The following is a 21,452-nucleotide window of genomic DNA, read 5'->3' as shown; positions in this document are numbered from 1 at the left end:
AAAAGAAGCTCGTCACTGGCGAGCTTCTTTTTTACTTGAATAAAGATTTAACGAAATCAATGATACTAGAGAAGAAATCTTTTACTTTATCTAGGAAACTTTGCCCTTCTTCAGATCCTAAGAAGGCAGACACATGGTCTTTTGCTTTCTCTAATTGGCTACCAACTTGGTTCCAATCGATATTAAGATTTTTCATTTTATCAAATAACGCTACTAGGCTATCCAACTGTTCATCTGTTAATGTAATACCGAGTTGATCAGCAATTTTTTTAATTAATGTACGTAAATCTTCAGTTGTTTTTGGCTGTTCTTTTGCAATTTCTTCTTTAATTTTTGCAACAAGTTGAACTGCTTTTTCTTCGCCGATTTTATCACCAAGCTGGGCTGTTTGTACCATTTCTTCATTGGCTACTTTTTTTACTTCTTCAGGAATGGCTTTGTTTGATGTTGTTTCATAGGCCTTCATTAAACCTGTTAAAGCAGCAGTTCCTGAAACTTTAAATGGTGCAGTAATTTGAATCTCTGCATCTTTCACACCTGCTGTAATAAGTGCATTTGTGTACATTGCATCTGTTATCGAATTAATGTTTTTTGAGCGTACAATGAGACCTGACCCTGGTTTTGTGTATGTAATCATAGAAGAGGAAATAGCTCTCGTACCAATTTGCGCTTTTGGAACGATGCCCTCTAGAAATTTATGTTCTTCCGCATTAGATACAGTAATAATTTGTGCATCTTTTGGTGCTTTCATTTCTTTCAAAAGATCTTGTTTCTGTTGTTCAGATAAGTTTTCTCCTAGTGTAACAATTGATTCTCCCTCAATGATGTCTGCAAATGAAGCTGTTGGCATAATAAATACGGCTACAGCTAATAGCAGAGCTAGTAATTTCGTTTTCACGAAAAATCGCTCCCTTTCTCTTTCTTAAATTTTCGGGCAACACAGTTATTATAGTATATTTTTCTTATTTGTCACCTAGCTTCTTCCACATTTCAAAAAAGAAGTATGCAGATTGTCGGATTCTTTTTGTTTCTCGTCATGAATATGGTAATATAGTGCTGAGATAGTTGAAAGGAGACATATACATATGAAAACTTTAGGATACATATTAATGGAAAATGGCGAAAAAATCGATTTAGAATTTTTCCCAGAAGAGGCACCAAAAACAGTAGAAAACTTTAAAAAATTAGCAGAGCAAGGATTTTATGATGGTGTGACATTCCACCGCGTTATTCCTGGTTTCGTAAGCCAAGGTGGAGACCCAACAGGCACAGGAGCAGGTGGCCCAGGTTACTCTATCCCATGTGAAACTGATGGAAATCCTCATAGACATCTTGTTGGCTCACTTTCTATGGCACATGCTGGCCGTAATACAGGTGGTAGCCAATTCTTTGTTGTTCATGAACCACAACCGCATTTAGATGGCGTACATACTGTATTCGGTAAAGCAACAAGCGGTATTGAAACAGTATTAAACATGCGTCAAGGCGATGTAATGAAAGAAGTTAAAGTTTGGGAAGAATAAGTTACGAGAAAAGGAGAGCGATTTTGCTCTCTTTTTTTATTTCCTATAAACAGGGATTGGTATATATTTTAAAGTATATGACACAAATAGGACGGCTACTAACGTTAAATTATATTGTTCATGAGAACAAACTTTTAACAAAATACATAGGATGGAGTACGAATTATATGCTTCAATAAATGTATTTCTCTTAACATATTGCTTTTGGTAGAACTACTTTGTTCAAAAGTGGTTAATAAGTGAAATGTGATGAGAAAGGGATTTTCCTTTTAGTTCCTATATAGTATTGTCTCTTTTTTGAGCGGTGTAATAGAAAGAAATAGCGTGGAAACATATATTTGACTTTCTTCTTAACGCTTTGTATGATTATCAAGTTGTTTCAGCCCCTTCTCACTCTGGTAAAAATATTGTAGAATGAATGTGATATGAAAAGAGTGATTGAGGGGATAAATAGTTTGTAACTTTTGTAAGAAGGGATAAGGGTTATGTTAATTCGTTTTAAAAAAAGTTATGAAAAAATTGCAATGGGGCTTCTTTCATTTATGCCAACTGAAAAAGATGTAAAAACATTACAATTGACAATGAAAGAATATGAAGCGAAAGAGGATTGGCAATTGTATTTGTGGAAACAAAATGAAGATTTTGTTGGGATAATGGGGATTATAAAAAAAGAAGATCAGGTATTGGAAATTCAGCATTTGAGCGTGAATCCGTCTCACCGTCATATGGGGATTGGGACGAAGATGGTTCAAGAGCTTAAGAGTAAATTTCTTGAGTTTACAATTTGCGGAAATGAGCAAACAGCAAGTTTTTGCAAAAAGTGTAAAGAGCTTGAACAAAATATACATTCATGAAAGCAGGGATAAGTGTTTATTATCTCTGCTTTCTTTTTTGTAGTTGCTCGTGTCGTTCAGAAATGACTTCTGTTCGATCACGCAATGTGTGCTTACTTATGATGTATTCACCAGGAATGATGTTCACATCTTTCCAAGAGAGGTTTTGTTTCTTACATAACTGTATGCATTGTTTTTCTAACGATACGTCTAATAAGGGTAAAAATAACGGCGCGAAAATTTCCTTTTTGTGGATAGAGTGTAATCTTTCATTTAATAAGAACATAAGTTGTTTATGATCTATTCCTAATTGATGTAAAGATGTACTGTTCTTTTCTAAAAGTGCTATTGCGCTTTTTATCATCTTCTCTGCACCATTCCAGTTTGATCGTCTGTGATGGTATAAGGAAACAGCAATTTGAATGAGACCGACTAAGTAATTGTCGCGTTCTCCTCTAGGTTTTAATTTCCAATACTCTTCTAATATTTCATGACATTCAAAATAATCATAGTCTCCGTGAAAATGAATTAAAAATTGTATGTACTCGGTAGGATACATTTTATTCGCTCCTGTCTAACGGTTATATGTACAGTTTATCATAGAAATATTAACAATAAGCGACTAGGGAAATATCCCTAGTCGCTTTATTGCGTCCTATTAGCAGAAGCAAGCTGCTCCTACAATGATTAGTAAAATGAACAGTACAACAAGTAATGCGAACCCACCGCTAAAACCGCAATCAACGTGACCCATAGTTTTTTGACCTCCTACATTGTTCTTACTACATTGTTATCATATGAAGCGGTGGGCATTATGACATGGGCATAGGTCTATTTTTAATTAAATTTCTTAAAAAGGTTGGATAGAACATGAGTATGCTCTATACTTATGGTGTTATAGAAAAAATGTGGTGGGATGCTTTGTGCAGTATAATTTTAAAGTAGAGGCTTTTGAAGGGCCTTTAGATCTATTGTTACACTTAATAAATCGTTACGAAATTGATATATATAATATTCCTGTAGCGAAAATTACAGAGCAATATCTATCTTATGTCCATACGATGAAAGAATTACAATTAGATGTTGCCAGTGAGTATTTAGTAATGGCTGCAACGTTATTACAAATTAAAAGTAAAATGTTGTTACCGAAACAAGAAGAAGATGTACCTGATAACGGTGAAGACTTTATAGATGATCCTCGTCAAGAATTGATGGAGAGGTTAATTGAATATAAGAAATATAAGCAAGTTGCTACTGAGTTAAAAGAAAGAGAACAAGAAAGAGCACAGCTATATACACGTCCGCCAATTGATTTTACATCATTTCAACAAGAAGAGGAGACAAGCTTACCTCTTGATGTTACGTTATATGATATGTTAGCGGCATTTCAAAAGCTAATGCGTCGTAAAAAAGCAAAAACCCCCGTAACAACGCGAATTACTCGCCAAGAAATACCAATTGCACAGCGAATGACTGATATTCTACAACAGTTAGAAGTAAGAGGCGGTCGTCAAAGCTTTTATGATTTGTTTGCTGATGAAGAACGTGAAATAATGGTTGTAACATTTTTAGCGGTTCTTGAGCTAATGAAAAATCAACAAATCATAATTGAGCAGGAACATAATTTTGATGAAATTTTCGTATCAAGCTCTAATAAATCCGTATAGAGTTGATGTGAAGAGGGGATAGAAATATTTTATCTCATGTTAGGTTTTAATGTATCGTTTGGAACGAGAGAAGAAATATTGAACCGAACGCATTTACTGTGATTCGGTTTTTTTATGTGTGTTTTTTATGGGAAATAGGAGGAAGGAGTTCGTAAAATGGATAGAAAAGAACAAAAAGCGATTATTGAAGGGCTTTTATTTGTTGCAGGTGACGAAGGGATTTATCCGGAACAGATAGCTAAAGTTCTGGAAGTTGAAGTGGAAGAAGTACTAAACAGTATAGAGGAAATGCAAAAAGAATGCGAAGGATCGAATCGCGGTTTGCAAATTGTACAATATGCAAAAGTGTATCGTTTTGCAACAAAGAAAGAACATGCTTCGTACTATCAAAAATTAATAGATACTCCAACCGCGGCTTCACTTTCTCAAGCAGCTCTTGAAACGTTGGCAATCGTTGCGTACCGTCAACCGATTACAAGGACAGAAATGGAAGAGATTAGAGGTGTGAAAACGGACAAGGCATTACAAACGTTAGTTTCACACTTACTTATAAAAGAAACGGGAAGAGCGGAAGGACCAGGGCGCCCTATTTTATACGGAACGACGAAAGAATTTTTAGATACGTTTGGATTGAAAACATTAGATGATTTACCACCTCTTTCGGAAGAAAATGAACAAATGAATGAAGCAGATTTGTTCTTTGGTTCTTTACAGGAATTATCAAAATAAAAGCTTAGCATTTTGCTAAGCTTTTTTTGTATATCAATTACAGAGCGTGCCATACTAAATGAAAAAAGGAGACGAGTTATGAAAGGTGTACGGAGTATTCTATTGTTGGTTTCTGTTTTATTATGTTTTTCGTTAAACAGCGCATCGGCTAAAAGATATATGATGTCTATTCATACTGCGTCTTCTATACATATGCATCGGCAACATTTTGGTAAAATGAAAGTGAGTTTTTTAAAAGTTGGACAAGGTGATGCGACACTTATTACATTGCCAAATGGTCAAACGATGTTAATAGATGGGGGCCCTTATGAAGCGGGAGAGGTTATTATTCAAAAACTAATTGAAAAAGGAATTAATCATTTAGATGTGATTGTAAGTACTCATCCTGATATGGACCATATAGGGGGGCTTATTCCAATTGTAGAACAAATGCCGGTTTCACTCGTATTAGATAGTGGAAAAACATATAGTTCATTTACTTATCATACGTATCGGAATAATATTAAAAAAAGGGGTATACCTTTCATTTCAGTGAAGGAAGGACAATATATACCGTTAGATCCACATGTTTCTATACAAGTATTAAACAATGGTAAATCGAAAGACGAGAATAACGAGTCCTCAATTGTGTTAAAGATTCGATATGGTAAAGCGGACTTTTTATTAATGGGTGATGCTGATATACGGACGGAAAATGAAATATTAAAGCAATTTGATGTACATGCAGATGTATTAAAAGTTGGGCATCATGGCTCGTATACTTCAACGAGTGAAACATTCTTAAAAAAAGTAGATCCACAATTCGCTATTCTTTCGTACGGGAGTAGAAATCCGTATGGGCATCCTCATCAGAGTGTAGTAAGACGATTAAAACAGCGTGGTATAATGATATATGGAACAAACAAGCGAACTGTGGAAATAGAAACAGATGGTGAACATATTACTATGGGGGCAAGCGGTCTTATGCCATTACTTAAGTAACTAATTATATAAGAGGTTATTATCCATTTTGGTAAAAATGGATAATATATATTAGAATGAAAAAGAAATCAATTTCCTTTTTTCGCTGAACGAAGAGGAAATTTCATTAGAATGTATAGACAACTACTTGTGTGTATATTAAGATGGAATTAGGCGAATAAGGTAATAATAATAAGTAGGTATTTCATGGGAAAGGGTCGATGAAAATGAAAACGCAAGTTGTCATCAATGCCGAAATTTATACAGGTAAAGAAGTAGTGGAAAACGGATTTATTCGTTACACAGAAACAGTTAAAGAAATTGGTTTGATGGCTCAATATGTATCACAAGAAAATGAAACTGTGTTAGATGTGGCAGGAAAGATTGTGATTCCAGGTATGATTGATGTTCATATTCATGGTGGATACGATATTGATGCGATGGATGCAAATAGCGATGGATTAGTAACTCTTGGTAAAGAAATGTTAAAAGAAGGAGTTACAACTTACTTCCCAACAACAATGACACAAGCTCCAGAAGCGATTGAAGCGGCGCTAAGTGCTGCGAAGGAAGCGAAAGACAAAGGAGCACATTTCGAATATATTCACTTAGAAGGACCATATGTTTCAAAAAAACGTGCGGGTGCACAACCACTTGAACATATTGTTCCTGCGAGTATCGAGCAATTTAAACAATGGCAGGAAGCAAGCGGTAATTTAATTAAATTAGTAACATATGCACCGGAAGAAGAAGGTGCGTTAGAGTTTGAACAGTATCTTGCTGAAACAGGTGTTGTTGGCACAATGGGGCATACAGATGCAATTGATGCACAACTGAAAAATAGAAAAATTACACATGCAACACATTTATACAATCAAATGCGTGGACTACATCATCGTGAACCAGGAGTTGTTGGTCATGTGTTATTAAATCCAGATGTAATGGTTGAAGTAATTACAGATGGTATTCACATTCACCCTGATATGGTGAAATTAGCATATAAATTAAAAGGACCGAAAAAAGTAAGTGTCATTACAGATGCAATGCGTGCAAAAGGTCTTGAAGAAGGATTATATGAGCTTGGCGGACAGCCAGTACATGTAAAAGATGGCAGTGCCCGATTAGAAGATGGAACGTTAGCTGGTAGTATTTTAAAAATGGATCAAGCTTTCCGAAATGTAATTGAATTTACAGGATGTTCAATCGAGGAGGCAGTGTTAATGACATCAGTTAACCAAGCAGAAGAATTTGGATTAAATAATAAAGGCGCATTAGCAGTAGGTAAAGATGCAGACTTTGTTGTTATGACTGAAGAATTACATGTATATGATACGGTTCGTTTAGGAATTCATATGAAGGAAGGGAAGTAATTAGATGAATATTCTAGTTGTAAAAACTCCAGAAGAATTAGCAGAAGCAGGTTATAAGTTAATTAAAGAGGTTGTAAAATCAAAAGAAAATCCAACATTAGGAATGGCTACAGGAAGCTCTCCATTAGGTATTTATGCAGAAATGCGAAAAAATAAACTTGATACAAGTCATGCAACCACTGTAAACTTAGATGAGTACGTAAATTTACCACACGAAGATAAAAACAGCTATCACTATTTCATGCAAGAACAGTTGTTTGATCATCTTCCATTTAAACAAACTTATGTACCGAATGGGATGGCAAGTGATTTAGAGGAAGAGTGCAAGCGTTATGAAGGCATTCTAGTAGCTAACCCAGTTGACTTACAGATTCTTGGAATCGGTGAAAACGGTCACATCGGATTTAATGAGCCAGGAACACCATTTAATTCTCCAACTAACATTGTAGAATTAACAGAATCTACACGCCAAGCAAACCTTCGCTTCTTTGAAAATGAAGAAGATGTGCCGACTCATGCGATTACAATGGGAATTGGAAGTATTATGAAAGCGAAACAAATTCTACTTGTTGCTATGGGATCTAAAAAGGCAGAAGCTATTAAAGAATTATTGCAAGGTGAATATAGTGAGGCGTGTCCTGCTACAGTTTTACAACGTCATCCGAATGTAACCGTAATCGCAGATCCAGAAGCTCTATCTTTATGCAGTGAGGCGATTGCTGATGAACATCGACAAGTATTCACCATTTCCGATTTATTATCAGATTCAAGAGTGGGTGAAACAGCTAATTGAGGAAGGCGAATGGAAGCCGGGAGATAAAATTCCGTCTGAGAATGAACTTTGTGATAAGTTCGAAGTGAGTCGTATGACAATCAGACAGGCGATTAATAACTTAGTGGAACAAGGTTATTTATACCGGAAACGTGGGATTGGAACGTTCGTCCAACTTCCGAAAGTGGAGCAAAAGTTGCAAGGAATGACGGGATTCACAGAAGATATGATATCTCGTGGTATGAAACCGAGCAGCCAGTTATTAAGTTTCCGCCTAGTTCCAGCTACTGCTAAAATAGCAGACCGGCTGAGAATACAAGAGGGAGAATCGGTTTATGAAGTGAGGCGTACGCGCTTAGCTGATGACGAACCGATTGCATTTGAGACGACATATTTGTCGCCAACTCTTGTGAAAGATATTAACGAAGAAATATTACAACAATCTTTATATGAACATTTAGAGAAAAAACTGGGCTTTAAGCTTGTTCGCGCTACTCAATCAATTGAAGCTTCAATTGCAACGGATAATGAAGCTGAACATCTGCATATTCCTAAAAAGGCGCCTGTACTTGTAATGCGTCAATGGTCATATTCAGAAGGTGAGTTACCGTTAGAGTATGTGAAATGTATTTATCGTGGGGATCGTTACAAGTTTATTACGAACATCGCACGTAACAAGTAATATATTTCAGTTTGTGAAGTACAGTGAACTTTGATGTTTTCAACATGTAAAGAAATAAAAATACGACTCATCCTTATAAGGATCGAGTCGTATTTTTATTTGCTTCTTCATTATAAACAAGTACTTGGTTAACGGCATCTTTGACAGTATCTACTACATAGTGAGCGTGCTCTTTTACCGCATCATCAGCTTGAGACATAGCAAAACTATGGGGAGTTAAGGAAAACATTGGGATATCATTGTAAGAATCCCCTATGCACGCAACCTCCTCTGGTTGTATTTGAAACTCTTGTAATAAAACAGAAATAGCAGAACCTTTACTAATATTTGGTGGCATTACATCTAAACATTGTTCAGCTGAAATGAAAGTACTAACTTTTCCATGGAATTTTTCATCGATCTTTTTTTGAAGGAGTTGTAAGTTTTCCTTTGTTCCACCGATAGAAATTTTATTTGGAAAAATTGTATCATCGATTTTCTGTAATAAATTTGGTTCTTCAACAGAAGTCATTGCTACTTGTTTTTCGAGTTCATGAATAAAAGGTGTCTTTTCTTCAATATAGTAATTATGCTCATCACTTACATAACGGAAATAAGGGTCTTGATTTGTCATAGCTAGTAAATCAGGAAGAATGCTGGAATCAAAATTTGCGGATAATAGTTGCTTATTTTCATTAGTGTATACAAACACACCATTTACACTAATACGATGGAAATTTGTATTTACAGCTTTCATTAAGTCTGCGATTTCATTATCAAGTCGTCCAGAAGCGAAGCAAAGAATAACATTTTGCTCAGCAAGACTGCGAAGTGCCGCAACATCCTGTTCATCAATCAGACCTCCATGCTGCATCATTGTACCGTCAATATCACTTACAAACATTTTAATCATGTTGCTATCTCCTTTCTATGTACAGTTGCTCTTACATTATACGTATCATATACAAACATGTCTAAAAAATGAATTTTTATCAAATGGTAGATGTTTTACATTGACGACAAAGAAGAATGTTCTGTAACATAAAAGTAGGCTATTTAAGTACGAGGGTGGTGTTATATGAGTAATTATCTAGAAATTAAAAAAGTTTTAAATAATAATGTCATCATTGCTAGCCATCCTGAACACGAGGAAGTAGTAGTGATCGGTAAAGGAATTGGATTTGGAAAAAAGGCTGAAGATGTGTTGGAGCAAGAACAAATTGAGAAAATGTTTGTTTTAAAAAATGAACGTGATCGAGAACAATACAAACTTTTAGTGCCGCATGTGAGTGAAAAGCTAATTGAATTGATGAATGATATTATGTTATACATTCAAGAAAAAGCGGAGTCTCCATTAAATGAACATATTCATATCGCTTTAACAGATCATATTTCTTTTGCAATTAAAAGGCTGAAACAAGGACTTACAATAGATAATCCTTTTTTAGTTGAAACGAAAATGCTATATCCAGAGGAATATGAAATTGCTGAAGGAGTTGTGAAACTTTTAAATTCTCGTTTGCAAATTACATTGCCAGAAGGAGAAGTTGGCTTTATCGCACTCCATATTTATAGCTCGCTTACAAACTCTGATTTATCTTCTGTTAATCAAAATTCTCGTCTTATTGCACAACTTGTGTCTTTAATTGAGACAAACCTACAAATTACATTAGACCAAGAAAGCATTCATTATTTACGCCTTATTCGCCATTTACAATATGCTATTGAACGGGTGAAAAAAGGAGAAAAAGTAGAAGAAGCACAAAGTTTTGCTGATTTATTAAAATTAGAATATCCAGTTTGTTACAATTTGGCGTGGAAGCTAGTCAAAGTAATGCAGAACGAATTACAACTTCCTGTTTATGAAGCGGAGAGTATTTATTTAACGATGCATTTACAACGATTAGTGAAAGCAGAACATGTGTAAAAAGACATATATTTTTGTCTAAAATGAAAACGTTAAAAAAAATGATTGAATCGCTTACAATAGTTATGTATAATAACTATTGCAAAGTTATACAAAATTCGACAAACACATTAAGGTAAATAACGAAAACGTTTGCTTTAATTATAGTGAACTTATACGTAATCCTATTTTTGACACGTGTTACTGATTCGATCAGGCATGAGTGGAGAAAAGTTGGGAATGTAAGCTAAAGAAAGGGACATACTACCCTTTGTATAGCTATCGTTCTATCTTTTTTTTCCTCATGCCTTTTTGGCGTTTGTCGAAAAGTATCAATATAGATAAGAGAGGAAGGGTTTCCATGTTTAAGAAGATCTTTGGTGTTCTTCAAAAAGTCGGAAAAGCGCTTATGCTTCCAGTAGCGATTTTACCGGCAGCAGGTATTTTACTTGGATTTGGTAATGCATTTCAAAATCCACAACTAACAAATGTTATCCCTGCTTTAAAAGCAGATTGGTTCGTAATGGTTGCAAAAATTATGGAACAATCTGGCGATATTATTTTCGCTAACCTTGCGCTATTATTCGCAGTTGGGGTAGCGATCGGTTTAGCTGGTGGAGACGGAGTAGCTGGTTTAGCAGCGTTCGTCGGATACTTAATTATGAACAAAACGATGAGTGTGTTCTTAGAAGTAGATAAACTAGTGAAAGTAACAAGCACTGGAACAGATCCAGTGAAAATTGGATTTTCAGATCCAGCATATGCAAACGTATTAGGAATTCCAACGCTGCAAACAGGAGTGTTTGGTGGTATTATCGTCGGGATAGTAGCGGCATATTGTTATAATAAATACTTCAACATTGAATTACCATCATACTTAGGTTTCTTTGCAGGTAAGCGTTTCGTACCAATCGCAACTGCAACATTCTCTTTAGTGGTAGGTATTATCATGTGCTTCATTTGGCCATACATTCAGGGTGGCTTAAATACGTTCTCACATCAAATGATTGATGCAAATAGAACGATAGCAGCATTTATATTCGGTTTAATCGAACGTTCATTAATTCCATTTGGATTACATCATATTTTCTATTCACCGTTCTGGTTCGAATTCGGTCAGTATACAAATGCAGCTGGCGAATTAATCCGTGGTGACCAAAAAATCTTTATGGCACAGTTAAAAGACGGCGTAGAATTGACAGCAGGTACATTTACAACTGGTAAGTATCCGTTCATGATGTTCGGTCTTCCAGCAGCAGCTTTAGCAATGTACCATGAAGCACGTCCGGAAAATAAAAAATTAGCAGCTGGTATTTTAGGATCTGCTGCATTAACATCTTTCTTAACAGGTATTACAGAACCGCTTGAATTTTCATTCTTATTCGTAGCACCAGTATTATTCGGAATTCATGCAGTATTCGCTGGTCTATCATTTATGACAATGCAAATTTTAGGTGTTAAAATTGGTATGACATTCTCTGGTGGTTTAATTGACTTCATATTATTCGGTGTACTACCAGGTCGTACGGCATGGTGGTGGGTAATTATTGTTGGTCTTGTACTAGCAGTTATTTACTACTTCGGATTCCGTTTCGCAATCCGTAAATGGAACTTAAAAACACCTGGTCGTGAAGTAGCGAATGCTAATGAAGGCGCAGGGAAAACAGAAGCAGGAGAACTTCCACGTGAAGTATTAGTAGCACTTGGTGGTAAAGAAAATATTGCTTCGTTAGATGCTTGTATTACTCGTTTACGCGTTCAAGTTAACGAACAAAAAGATGTAAATAAAGACCGCTTAAAAGAGCTTGGAGCAGCCGGTGTACTTGAAGTTGGAAATAACATTCAAGCTATTTTCGGACCGAAATCTGACACATTAAAATCACAAATTCATGATATTATGTCAGGTCGTACACCTCATGTTGAAAAAGAAGCGCCTGTAAAAGTGGAAGAAGCTCCTCAACAGGTTGATGAAAATGAAACAATCGTTTCACCAATTGAAGGGAAAATCTTACCGATTACAGAAGTACCTGACCAAGTATTCTCAGGGAAAATGATGGGAGATGGATTTGCGATTGAGCCAACAGAAGGAACAGTAGTTTCTCCGGTTAATGGTGAGATTGTAAATGTATTCCCTACAAAACATGCGATTGGTATTCAGTCTGAAGGCGGAAAAGAAATTTTAATCCACTTCGGTATTGATACTGTAAAATTAAATGGTGAAGGCTTTGAAGCGCTTGTAGCACAAGGTGATAAAGTGAAGCAAGGACAACCATTATTAAAAGTAGATCTTGCATTTGTAAAAGAAAATGCACCATCTATTATTACACCAATCGTCTTTACGAATTTACAACAAGGGCAACAAGTCGAATTGAAAAAAGATGGAAATGTTAAGAAGGGCGAAAACGCTATTATTGACATTCAGTAGGAATTTGACGCAAAATGTTTATAATTATAATAGGCGATGTGGTTGACCGAACATCGCCTATTATATACAATAGATGATGTAGTACTCACGTCTATACAACTAAAAAAATACTGTATTTGAAGGAGATAAATTATCATGGAAAAAATCTTTAAAGTAACTAGCGACTCAGGAATTCATGCTCGTCCAGCAACTCTACTTGTAAACACTGCAAGCAAATTTGGTTCTGACATCAACTTAGAGTATAACGGAAAAAACGTTAACTTAAAATCAATCATGGGTGTTATGTCTTTAGGAATTCAACAAGGCGCGGAAATTAAGGTCACTGCAAATGGTGATGATGCAGCTCAAGCACTAGCAGCTATCGAAGAAACTATGAAAAACGAAGGATTAGGAGAATAATGACTCTTAACATTCAAGGGATCGCTGCATCAAGTGGGATTGCTATTGCAAAGGCTTTCAGACTTGAGAATCCTGAATTTAACATTGAAAAGAAATCAATTACAAACGAAGCTGCTGAAATTGCACGCTTAGACGCTGCGCTTGAGAAAGCAAAATCTGAACTAGAAGCTATTAAGGACCACGCTTTTGCTGAGCTAGGTGCTGATAAAGCTGCTATCTTTGAAGCACATTTATTAGTATTAAATGATCCGGAATTAGTAAATCCAGTAAAAGATAAAGTAAATAGCGAAAAAGTAAATGCTGAATTTGCAATGGATGAAGTTGCATCAATGTTTATTTCTATGTTTGAAAACATGGATAACGAATACATGAAAGAACGTGCTGCGGATATTCGCGACGTAACAAAACGTGTTCTTGCGCATTTACTAGGAATTAACTTCTCAAACCCTGGTACAATTTCTGAAGAAGTAATCATCATTGCTGAAGATTTAACACCATCTGATACAGCTCAGTTAAACCGTAAGTATGCAAAAGGTTTCACAACTGATATCGGTGGACGTACATCTCACTCTGCAATTATGGCTCGTTCTATGGAAATTCCGGCTGTTGTTGGTACGAAGGTTGTTATGGAGAAAATCCAAAACGGCGATATCGTAATCATTGACGGTTTAGATGGAGAAGTAATTGTAAACCCATCTGAAGAAACTCTTCGTTCTTTTGAAGAAAAGAAAGCGAAATTTGAAGAGCAAAAAGCTGTATGGGCAAAATTAAAAGACCAAGCAACTGTAACAAGTGATGGACATCACGTTGAGCTTGTTGCTAATATCGGAACACCAAATGATGTACAAGGTATTATCGATAATGGCGGAGAAGGCGTTGGTTTATACCGTACAGAATTCTTATACATGGGCCGTGACAATCTTCCAACAGAAGAAGAGCAGTTCGAAGCGTATAAAGCAGTTCTTGAAGGTGTAAAAGAAGATCAACCAGTCGTTGTTCGTACACTTGACATCGGTGGAGATAAAGAGCTTCCATACTTACATTTACCAAAAGAAATGAACCCATTCTTAGGATACCGTGCAATTCGCTTATGTCTTGATGAGCAAGATGTGTTCCGTACACAACTTCGTGCATTACTTCGTGCTAGCGTATACGGTAACTTAAAAATTATGTTCCCAATGATTGCAACTCTTGATGAGTTCCGTCAAGCGAAAGCAATCTTATTAGAAGAGAAAGCAAAACTTGTAGAAGCGGGTACAACTGTTTCTGATTCTATTGAAGTTGGTATGATGGTTGAAATTCCAGCTTCAGCAGTATTAGCAGATCAGTTCGCAAAAGAAGTTGATTTCTTCTCTATCGGAACAAATGACTTAATCCAATACACAATGGCTGCAGACCGTATGAACGAACAAGTAGCTTACTTATACCAACCATATAACCCATCTATTTTACGTCTTGTAAAAATGGTTATCGATGCTGCTCATAAAGAGGGCAAATGGGCTGGTATGTGTGGTGAGATGGCGGGAGATTCACTTGCTATCCCATTATTATTAGGCTTAGGTTTAGATGAGTTCAGTATGAGTGCAACATCTATTCTTCCTGCAAGAACACAACTAAGCAAGTTGTCAAAAGCAGAAATGGAAACATTAGCAGAAAAAGCATTAATGATGTCAACTGCTGAAGAAGTTGTTGAATTAGTTAAAAGCATATAATAGTAAAAAAACCTGAGTCGATTCGAAATCGATCTCAGGTTTTTTTGCTACATATACCTTAGGTGATTTTATTGTTTAAACTTATCTTAAAGAGCAATTGCGATAACATCTTCTGGGCAAACACGTAAAATCCCTTCAAATCTATCGTCATTACGATTGTTTCCATTCTTATCATCTTTGTTGTTGTCTTTGTCGTCATCTCTTCTTAATGCAGAGAATAGAGCAATACCGTTACAGAACCCCTCAAAAACTAAATTGCGGAATGTTCCATTTCCTTTTAGTTTAAGAAGCGAAATCTCAGTGCCTATAGAAAGATGTGCAAGTACGTTACATACAGCAGCTCGTTGTGGTCTAACTTCTTCTCTCTCTTTCTCGCGATGTTCGCGATGGTCACACTCTCTTTCACGATGATGACAGTCTCTAAAGTTATCACAGCATCCAAATGATCCAAACATAATCCTCATCACCCCCTTCACACTTATAATCTATGTAAGTTCGGTAGTCGGTGACTGGACAGATAATGAAAATTTTTCTAGGGGATTTTCTCATTTTAAATGACTAGATGGGTATTTAGTATGGAATGATGTTTAAAATAGGGGAAATATCACAAAAAAATGTAAAGACCACCTCAATGAAATAAATTAGGTAGCCTTTACACTTTTTTGCTTTTATATAAAACGATGATATATACAGGAAGAGCTAGGAGTAGTGGTGCAATGGATCGTGCAGTGTGTTTTTCTGCTTCTAATTGTAACGCTTCTTCTTTTGGGAATTGTAACACTGATATGTTTGCAGCATCGCCAATAAAATATAGCAGTAGTACAGTTACTATGTAACTTAAAAGTGCGATAAAGCTTCCGTATGAACTCAATGAAAATCCCTCTCTTGTTATCTATTTGTTATCATTGTATCACAATTGTAACAAAAATACACGGTTATATTTCAATGCTTTAACAAATTTCGACACAAAACGCCATATTTGTTTATAGTGATAGCGTAAAAATTACAATTTCTCTATGTGTAGATGTCGAATAATACATTGTAATATTACGGATGTGTGACAGAATATAAAAAAACGAAGGTAATGAAATTACCTTCGTTTTTATTATTTCGCCCATTCACTTACTTGTTCTACGCTCATGCGCGGTGCAGGGTGACCTTTTAAAGTGGATTCACCAATTGTAATAAGCATAATTGGTACGTAACGAGATGAAACATTAAATTCTTCCATTAGTGCTTGTGGGTTGAAACCACCAATTGCGCAAGTATCCCAGCCAGTTGCTTTAGCAGCAAGCATAAGTTGCATTGCTGCTAAAGCAGCATTTGAAAAGGCAGCATCTCGTGGGTATTGCTCACGAGTATATGCAGATTCAATATTTTTAGCTAAGCGCTCTTTTGCGTCTGCTTTCATAAATCCTTGTTCTACAATTGGACCGTAAACAGGTTCAACATTTTTATATGCCTCTAAATCACCTAAAATAGCGACTACGGCAGAAGCATCAAGAATTTGTTGTTGGTTATAGGCAATTGGGTGTAATCGTTTTTGTACATCTTCGCCTTGGAAAACAAGGAATTTCCAGTGTTGCAAGTTCCAAGCAGAAGGTGCTTGCGCAGCTGCTTTTAAAATTTCATGTAACTCTGTAGATGAAATTTCTTTTTCAGGGTTGAATGCACGTGTAGATGTGCGTTCATATAAAACGTTAAAAAAGTCATTGTTTGTCATTATATATCCTCCAAATTACATATCAACTTAATATAAAATAAATGTAATATACTCTACTTACATTTTGTAAGTTATTGAATTTAAGAATATAATACCTTTATTTTAATTGTCAAGTTTTAAATAGTAAGGCAGGGCATTCATACAAACGATACAATTCATATAATCATACACTAAAAAAGGAATTTCCAGAGCAGATAAGCGAAGATAACATTCTCAATTAGCTTGTTAATATGAGTTCCTCATAATTCTTTATAAAATGATTGTGAGGAATTCAGTAGAACAAGATATATGAAGTGAGTGAAGACTAGTGATGAACATACTACATTTTTTATTAGAGAATACTGTTTTCCAAAATGTATTACAAGATCTTCAGTTGAATGTCCTTTATATAGAAGATGGATGTACACATCAACAAACGATAGAAAACGTCCATCCAAAATGTATGTTTATAGCAAATAGTTTTGAAGAAGGAGAAATATTGTTTCATAGAACTAGACCACATATTGTAATTATGTATGTAACAGATTTTGCTCAAATAAAATATATAAAGAATATATATGATTCACGGAGTACATTCATTATCATTTGGGATCAACAGATAGATAATCAGTTTGCAGATTTACTACTGTTAGGAATACGTAATATTGTTATAGCACCAGTAACCCCACAAGTGGTACTAGAGGAAGTGAATAAGAGTTTATATCAACTTTCTTTAGTGCGGCAAGTAGGTTTACAGCAAGAATTACTTCAAACGATGTTTGATTTTCAAAATGATTTATTATTTATAGTAGAAGATGATGAGATTGTTGATTGTAACACGAATTTTTTACAATTCTTCGGACATGATAATTTATTTACGTATCGTGAAAAACATTTAGTGTTTGCAGAACATCTTATTAGAGAGAACGGATATTATTCGACGACTCACGATATAACATGGCTGGATGATACTTTATCAAATGGAAGAAGAATTAAAATGTATAATTATGAAGGAGAAGCATTTACTTTTCTATTACGTGCGACACCATTACCAGAAGACTTATCGCGATTTATAGTAAAATGCACAGAGATTACAGAATTAGATGAAATCTATCAAGAGCAAGAAAGATTGGCTATGATAGATTCATTGACAGAAATATATAATCGCTTGAAATTCCAACAAATATTGGAGACAGAGTGGGAGAATGTATTACGTAATGATGAAAAAGTTGCACTTATTTTGTTTGATATAGATAATTTTAAATCAGTAAATGACACATATGGTCATGATTTTGGCGATTTAGCATTAGTACAACTTGCAGATCTTATGAAATCTAAAGTTGAAGATCAACATGTATTTGCAAGATGGGGAGGAGAGGAATTTATAATATTAGTGACAAATACGGTAGAAAAAGAAGCGTTTCAAGTTGCGGAATCATTGCGATTTTTCATTGAAACAAAGCATTTCTCTGGAATTTCGAAATTAACAGCGAGTTTTGGAGTTGCGTTATATGAGCAAGGGATTACAAGAGAAGAGTTAATGCAAAGAGCGGATATTGCGTTATATGAAGCGAAAAAAAATGGGAAAAATCAAGTATGTATATATAGAAAAGAAAAAATGTGATTTTTCGCAACAAATTGTTGCGATTTTTTTTTATTACTTGATAATAGAATATGGGGGCCATTTTAACCGAGAAGCCCCCACTTCAAGTAAGCTCGCAAGAGAGACTAAGTGGTGGGTAGTTCACATGAAGTAATTACGGAGGAACAATATGATAAAAAAAATAATGGTTATGGCTTCACTGTCTGCTGTAGTTTGCGGCGGAGTATACTATTTTCTCTATAGTCCCGATTCAAAGGAACAAGCAGTATTAACAACAAAGGTAACTCCTGCTATTGAGTCAGAGGTACAGGATAATATAGAAGAAGTACAAAAAATTGATTATGCTAGTATATCTCAAAAGTTAAATCAGTATTTAGTAGGAAAGCAATTTAATGGGACAGTTTTGGTGACAGATAAAGAGCATGTTATATTGAATAAAGGATATGGATATGCTGATGTTCAAAATAAAATAGAAAATACGCCTCAAACAAAATATCGTATCGGTTCTATTACGAAAACAGTTGTTGCTACATCCATTCTACAGTTACAAGAACAAGGGAAGTTAAATATCCAAGATAATGTAAATAAATACATTCCTTCATTTCCAGCAGATAAACACATCACGTTATATCACTTATTAACGCATACATCTGGTTTACCGGAAAATGGGGAAGGGAAGGTTAATGTAGCTTCACGTATAAATTTAGTAACTTGGATTGGAAGTCAAAAATTAGAGTTTCCACCAGGAACAGGTTGGAAGTATACGGATTATAATTATATGGTGCTCGCTTATATTATAGAAAATATAACGAAAAAGCCTTTAGGAGACTATGTAAAAGAAAATATATTTACAAAGGCCGAGATGCATGAATCAGGTATGGGAAATATGGTGCCTGGAGATAAAAACTTCACGAAGGGGTATGTGAAGAAAGATCAAGAGCTTGTACTAGCACAAAAATTAGGAATGGACTGGTTATATGGATCGGGTGAGATGTATACGACAGTAGGGGATATGAAAAAATTAGATGAAGCGATTATAAATGGAAAGCTTCTTTCTGAACAAAGTATACAAGCGATGTTTACACCTTCACAAGAAAGAAAATATGCATTTAGTTTTTACATATATCCAGATTATTTCCATAACCATGGTGTACTATCTGGTTGGAACACTTTCAATAATTTTAATAAAGAAAAAGGAACTTTTGTTATTTTATTTTCAAATGTGAAAAATAGTATGGATGATGATTTTAATAAAGAGTTCCGAAAGATGGTAAATGATTTATTAGAACAAAGGGGATGAGAAGATGGAAAATAAAAATTTATCAATAGGTTTCATTGGTATTGGTGTAATGGGAAAAAGTATGGTACATCATTTAATGCAAGGCGGTCATAAAGTATATGTATATAATAGAACGAAAGCGAAGGCAGCTTCTTTAGTGCAAGAGGGTGCGACTTGGTGTGATACACCGAAAGCGTTAGTAAAGCAAGTTGATGTTGTTATGACGATGGTTGGTTATCCTCATGATGTAGAAGAAGTGTACTTTGGGATTGATGGAATTTTAGAACATGCAAATGAAGGTACGATAGCAATTGACTTTACAACATCTACACCAACATTGGCAAAACGTATTAATGAAGTTGCGAAAAGCAAGAATATATATACATTAGATGCACCAGTATCTGGCGGGGACATTGGGGCTAAAGAAGCAAGACTAGCAATTATGGTCGGTGGAGAGAACAGAATATATGATATTTGCTTACCTCTATTTGAAAAACTAGGAACAAATATTCAGTTGCAAGGCCCTGCTGGGAGTGGACAACATACAAAAATGTGCAATCAAATAGCAATTGCTTCTAACATGATAGGAGTATGTGAAGCGGTAGCATATGCGAAAAAGGCTGGACTTAATGCAGATAAAGTATTAGAGAGTATTTCGACAGGAGCAGCAGGTAGCTGGTCATTAAGTAATTTAGCTCCTCGAATGTTAAAAGGAGATTTTGAACCTGGCTTTTATGTAAAGCATTTTATGAAAGATATGAAGATTGCTTTAGATGAAGCTGAAAAATTACAATTACCAGTACCGGGTTTAACCCTAGCGAAGGAATTGTATGAAGAGCTAATCGCAGATGGAAAAGAGAATAGCGGAACACAAGTATTATACAAAAAGTATATAAGGGGGTAAATGGAATGGATCTCCAAAAGTTTGACGAGATGATTGATGCTGTGCAGCGAGCAACTTGTGTACAGATTAATGATAAGCAAAAAGAAGCTTTTAAACAAAAATACGATTTTGGACCAGATTTTGAATATGGAAGAGATGAGAAAGGGCATTATGTTATCCGAAGCTCGAAAAAGATGTTAGAGGAAATGGAGTTTTATTTGGCATTGAAATATGATCGAGATGGAATTGTCCTTTATATGCATGCTGAGATTGAAGGGACATGTCATGTATCCGTTAGCTACAGTGAAGATGCACTTCATTTGCAAGAATTGTTTCAATTTCTAGAAGAAAATAAATAAAAAGTCCTCATTTGAGGACTTTTTATTTATTTAGGCAGGCATAATATTTAAGTTGGATAATTTATCCCGCTATTTGTGGGCAGTAAAACTCCCACTGATTAAAGTTTCACTTTATAGGCTGGAAGCGCGGCGGCATCGTTCAATTGGGAATGGAATAACTTGGGCAATGTGATTAGGGCCGAGCTGTTTCGCGCGAGCATGGCGTAGTATATAAAATGCGCACAGAATAGAAACAGGAATAGCACCATATAAACCAAAAAATAAAGCGCTTACACATGATGCAACAAAACCTAAAACACCAACTTCTAATTCTTCCATAATAGCTCCTAAAATGACAGGAATAGCTCCGCATGTAACTCCTAGTATAAGTGCGATAAGTAAACTCATGATTATCCCCCTCTGTTTGCAATATTCTTTTCCTTCTTATTAGTTGTAGTATATCATACGTAAAACAGAATTTTCAGAAAAATTTCAAAAAAAGTTCAATAAATGTTCAAAAAAAATTCCGAAATATACTTGATAAAGTGGAATTGTGATTCGAGATATTTGATTTAAACAAACGAAAGGGAAAAATCATTTTAGTAAATAAAAAATCAGGCTTACTTCAATGTTATGAAATAAGCCTGGTCCATAGGAGGATGTATATATGTAGAGTGAATAAAAGGTTGG

General features: G+C 35.3%; 24 protein-coding genes. 16 read left to right on the top strand and 8 right to left on the bottom strand.

Annotated features, from left to right (window positions below; all coding sequences use genetic code 11):
- Positions 1-31: 31 nt before the first annotated feature.
- A complete protein-coding gene (locus tag DN408_RS09460; RefSeq protein WP_002014912.1) occupies positions 32-898 on the bottom strand; it encodes a DUF1002 domain-containing protein in 867 nt (288 codons plus the stop codon).
- A 187-nt stretch (positions 899-1,085) separates the two neighbouring features.
- Between DN408_RS09460 and DN408_RS09455 the strand changes: the two genes are divergently transcribed.
- Entirely contained in the window at positions 1,086-1,523 is a 438-nt protein-coding gene (locus DN408_RS09455; protein ID WP_000853785.1) for a peptidylprolyl isomerase, read from the top strand.
- A gap of 485 nt (positions 1,524-2,008) precedes the next feature.
- The gene (ribT, locus tag DN408_RS09450) at positions 2,009-2,377 is read left to right on the top strand and encodes a GNAT family N-acetyltransferase RibT (RefSeq protein ID WP_000908403.1); all 369 of its coding nucleotides are present in this window, start codon (positions 2,009-2,011) and stop codon (positions 2,375-2,377) included.
- 19 nt (positions 2,378-2,396) lie between these two features.
- Here ribT and DN408_RS09445 read toward each other — a convergent pair whose 3' ends face one another.
- Both DN408_RS09445 and DN408_RS09440 read right to left on the bottom strand, forming a co-directional pair.
- Complete coding sequence (locus tag DN408_RS09445) at positions 2,397-2,915, bottom strand: DUF309 domain-containing protein (protein ID WP_078177781.1); 519 nt, start codon at positions 2,913-2,915, stop codon at positions 2,397-2,399.
- Positions 2,916-3,014: 99 nt separating this feature from the next.
- Positions 3,015-3,110 (bottom strand): YjcZ family sporulation protein, encoded by a 96-nt coding sequence (locus DN408_RS09440; RefSeq protein WP_000510194.1) that lies wholly within the window; start codon positions 3,108-3,110, stop codon positions 3,015-3,017.
- 169 nt (positions 3,111-3,279) lie between these two features.
- Here DN408_RS09440 and DN408_RS09435 point away from each other — a divergent pair, with 169 nt between their 5' ends.
- The 6 genes from DN408_RS09435 to phnF all read left to right on the top strand — a co-directional run bounded on the left by DN408_RS09435 (position 3,280) and on the right by phnF (position 8,536).
- The gene (locus DN408_RS09435) at positions 3,280-4,023 is read left to right on the top strand and encodes a segregation/condensation protein A (RefSeq protein ID WP_002143025.1); all 744 of its coding nucleotides are present in this window, start codon (positions 3,280-3,282) and stop codon (positions 4,021-4,023) included.
- 156 nt (positions 4,024-4,179) lie between these two features.
- Entirely contained in the window at positions 4,180-4,752 is a 573-nt protein-coding gene (gene scpB / locus DN408_RS09425) for an SMC-Scp complex subunit ScpB (protein WP_012261645.1), read from the top strand.
- A gap of 78 nt (positions 4,753-4,830) precedes the next feature.
- A complete protein-coding gene (locus tag DN408_RS09420) occupies positions 4,831-5,733 on the top strand; it encodes a ComEC/Rec2 family competence protein (RefSeq protein WP_002143023.1) in 903 nt (300 codons plus the stop codon).
- 206 nt (positions 5,734-5,939) lie between these two features.
- Positions 5,940-7,082 carry an N-acetylglucosamine-6-phosphate deacetylase gene (nagA, locus tag DN408_RS09415; protein ID WP_002088433.1) on the top strand — a complete coding sequence of 381 codons (1,143 nt, stop codon included), beginning with the start codon at positions 5,940-5,942 and terminating at the stop codon, positions 7,080-7,082.
- 4 nt (positions 7,083-7,086) lie between these two features.
- A complete protein-coding gene (gene nagB / locus DN408_RS09410) occupies positions 7,087-7,875 on the top strand; it encodes a glucosamine-6-phosphate deaminase (protein ID WP_002033913.1) in 789 nt (262 codons plus the stop codon).
- Positions 7,805-8,536, top strand: coding sequence for a phosphonate metabolism transcriptional regulator PhnF (gene phnF, locus DN408_RS09405; RefSeq protein WP_078172874.1), 732 nt, complete (start codon positions 7,805-7,807; stop codon positions 8,534-8,536). Before nagB ends, phnF begins: the two co-directional genes overlap by 71 nt.
- Before the next feature lie 73 nt (positions 8,537-8,609).
- Here the strand turns inward: phnF and DN408_RS09400 are convergent, their stop codons facing one another.
- Positions 8,610-9,428, bottom strand: a complete 819-nt coding sequence (locus DN408_RS09400) for a Cof-type HAD-IIB family hydrolase (protein ID WP_002167724.1) — start codon at positions 9,426-9,428, stop codon at positions 8,610-8,612.
- Between the two features lie 165 nt (positions 9,429-9,593).
- On the opposite strand from DN408_RS09400, the gene glcT reads away from it, so the two are divergent.
- The 4 genes from glcT (at position 9,594) to ptsP (ending at position 14,957) form a co-directional block, all read left to right on the top strand.
- Positions 9,594-10,442 carry a glucose PTS transporter transcription antiterminator GlcT gene (glcT, locus tag DN408_RS09395; RefSeq protein WP_002033914.1) on the top strand — a complete coding sequence of 283 codons (849 nt, stop codon included), beginning with the start codon at positions 9,594-9,596 and terminating at the stop codon, positions 10,440-10,442.
- 340 nt (positions 10,443-10,782) lie between these two features.
- Positions 10,783-12,846: a PTS glucose transporter subunit IIABC gene (ptsG, locus tag DN408_RS09390; RefSeq protein WP_078177782.1), complete on the top strand. Its 2,064-nt coding sequence runs from the start codon at positions 10,783-10,785 to the stop codon at positions 12,844-12,846.
- A 135-nt stretch (positions 12,847-12,981) separates the two neighbouring features.
- Positions 12,982-13,245: a phosphocarrier protein HPr gene (gene ptsH / locus DN408_RS09385; RefSeq protein ID WP_002033915.1), complete on the top strand. Its 264-nt coding sequence runs from the start codon at positions 12,982-12,984 to the stop codon at positions 13,243-13,245.
- The gene (ptsP, locus tag DN408_RS09380; protein ID WP_078177783.1) at positions 13,245-14,957 is read left to right on the top strand and encodes a phosphoenolpyruvate--protein phosphotransferase; all 1,713 of its coding nucleotides are present in this window, start codon (positions 13,245-13,247) and stop codon (positions 14,955-14,957) included. Before ptsH ends, ptsP begins: the two co-directional genes overlap by 1 nt.
- 86 nt (positions 14,958-15,043) lie before the next feature.
- Here ptsP and DN408_RS09375 read toward each other — a convergent pair whose 3' ends face one another.
- The 3 genes from DN408_RS09375 to DN408_RS09365 all read right to left on the bottom strand — a co-directional run bounded on the left by DN408_RS09375 (position 15,044) and on the right by DN408_RS09365 (position 16,680).
- On the bottom strand, positions 15,044-15,412 hold the full coding sequence (locus DN408_RS09375; protein WP_050000339.1) for a DUF3915 family protein: 369 nt from the start codon (positions 15,410-15,412) through the stop codon (positions 15,044-15,046).
- A 197-nt stretch (positions 15,413-15,609) separates the two neighbouring features.
- Entirely contained in the window at positions 15,610-15,828 is a 219-nt protein-coding gene (locus tag DN408_RS09370) for a hypothetical protein (protein WP_002088422.1), read from the bottom strand.
- A 234-nt stretch (positions 15,829-16,062) separates the two neighbouring features.
- The gene (locus DN408_RS09365; RefSeq protein ID WP_002033918.1) at positions 16,063-16,680 is read right to left on the bottom strand and encodes a nitroreductase family protein; all 618 of its coding nucleotides are present in this window, start codon (positions 16,678-16,680) and stop codon (positions 16,063-16,065) included.
- Between the two features lie 310 nt (positions 16,681-16,990).
- On the opposite strand from DN408_RS09365, the gene DN408_RS09360 reads away from it, so the two are divergent.
- From DN408_RS09360 to DN408_RS09345, 4 genes are all read left to right on the top strand, one after another.
- Complete coding sequence (locus DN408_RS09360) at positions 16,991-18,283, top strand: sensor domain-containing diguanylate cyclase (protein ID WP_141506898.1); 1,293 nt, start codon at positions 16,991-16,993, stop codon at positions 18,281-18,283.
- A gap of 148 nt (positions 18,284-18,431) precedes the next feature.
- Positions 18,432-19,562, top strand: a complete 1,131-nt coding sequence (locus tag DN408_RS09355; protein WP_050000341.1) for a serine hydrolase domain-containing protein — start codon at positions 18,432-18,434, stop codon at positions 19,560-19,562.
- A gap of 4 nt (positions 19,563-19,566) precedes the next feature.
- Positions 19,567-20,445 carry an NAD(P)-dependent oxidoreductase gene (locus DN408_RS09350; RefSeq protein ID WP_002128930.1) on the top strand — a complete coding sequence of 293 codons (879 nt, stop codon included), beginning with the start codon at positions 19,567-19,569 and terminating at the stop codon, positions 20,443-20,445.
- A gap of 5 nt (positions 20,446-20,450) precedes the next feature.
- Complete coding sequence (locus tag DN408_RS09345) at positions 20,451-20,783, top strand: DUF3909 family protein (protein ID WP_002014892.1); 333 nt, start codon at positions 20,451-20,453, stop codon at positions 20,781-20,783.
- Between the two features lie 111 nt (positions 20,784-20,894).
- Here the strand turns inward: DN408_RS09345 and DN408_RS09340 are convergent, their stop codons facing one another.
- Entirely contained in the window at positions 20,895-21,170 is a 276-nt protein-coding gene (locus DN408_RS09340; RefSeq protein WP_002014891.1) for a hypothetical protein, read from the bottom strand.
- Positions 21,171-21,452: the final 282 nt, after the last annotated feature.

This window comes from Bacillus sp. AR13-1 (genome assembly GCF_008042285.1).
Classification (GTDB): domain Bacteria; phylum Bacillota; class Bacilli; order Bacillales; family Bacillaceae_G; genus Bacillus_A; species Bacillus_A mycoides.
This window is presented reverse-complemented; position numbering and strand designations above follow the sequence as displayed.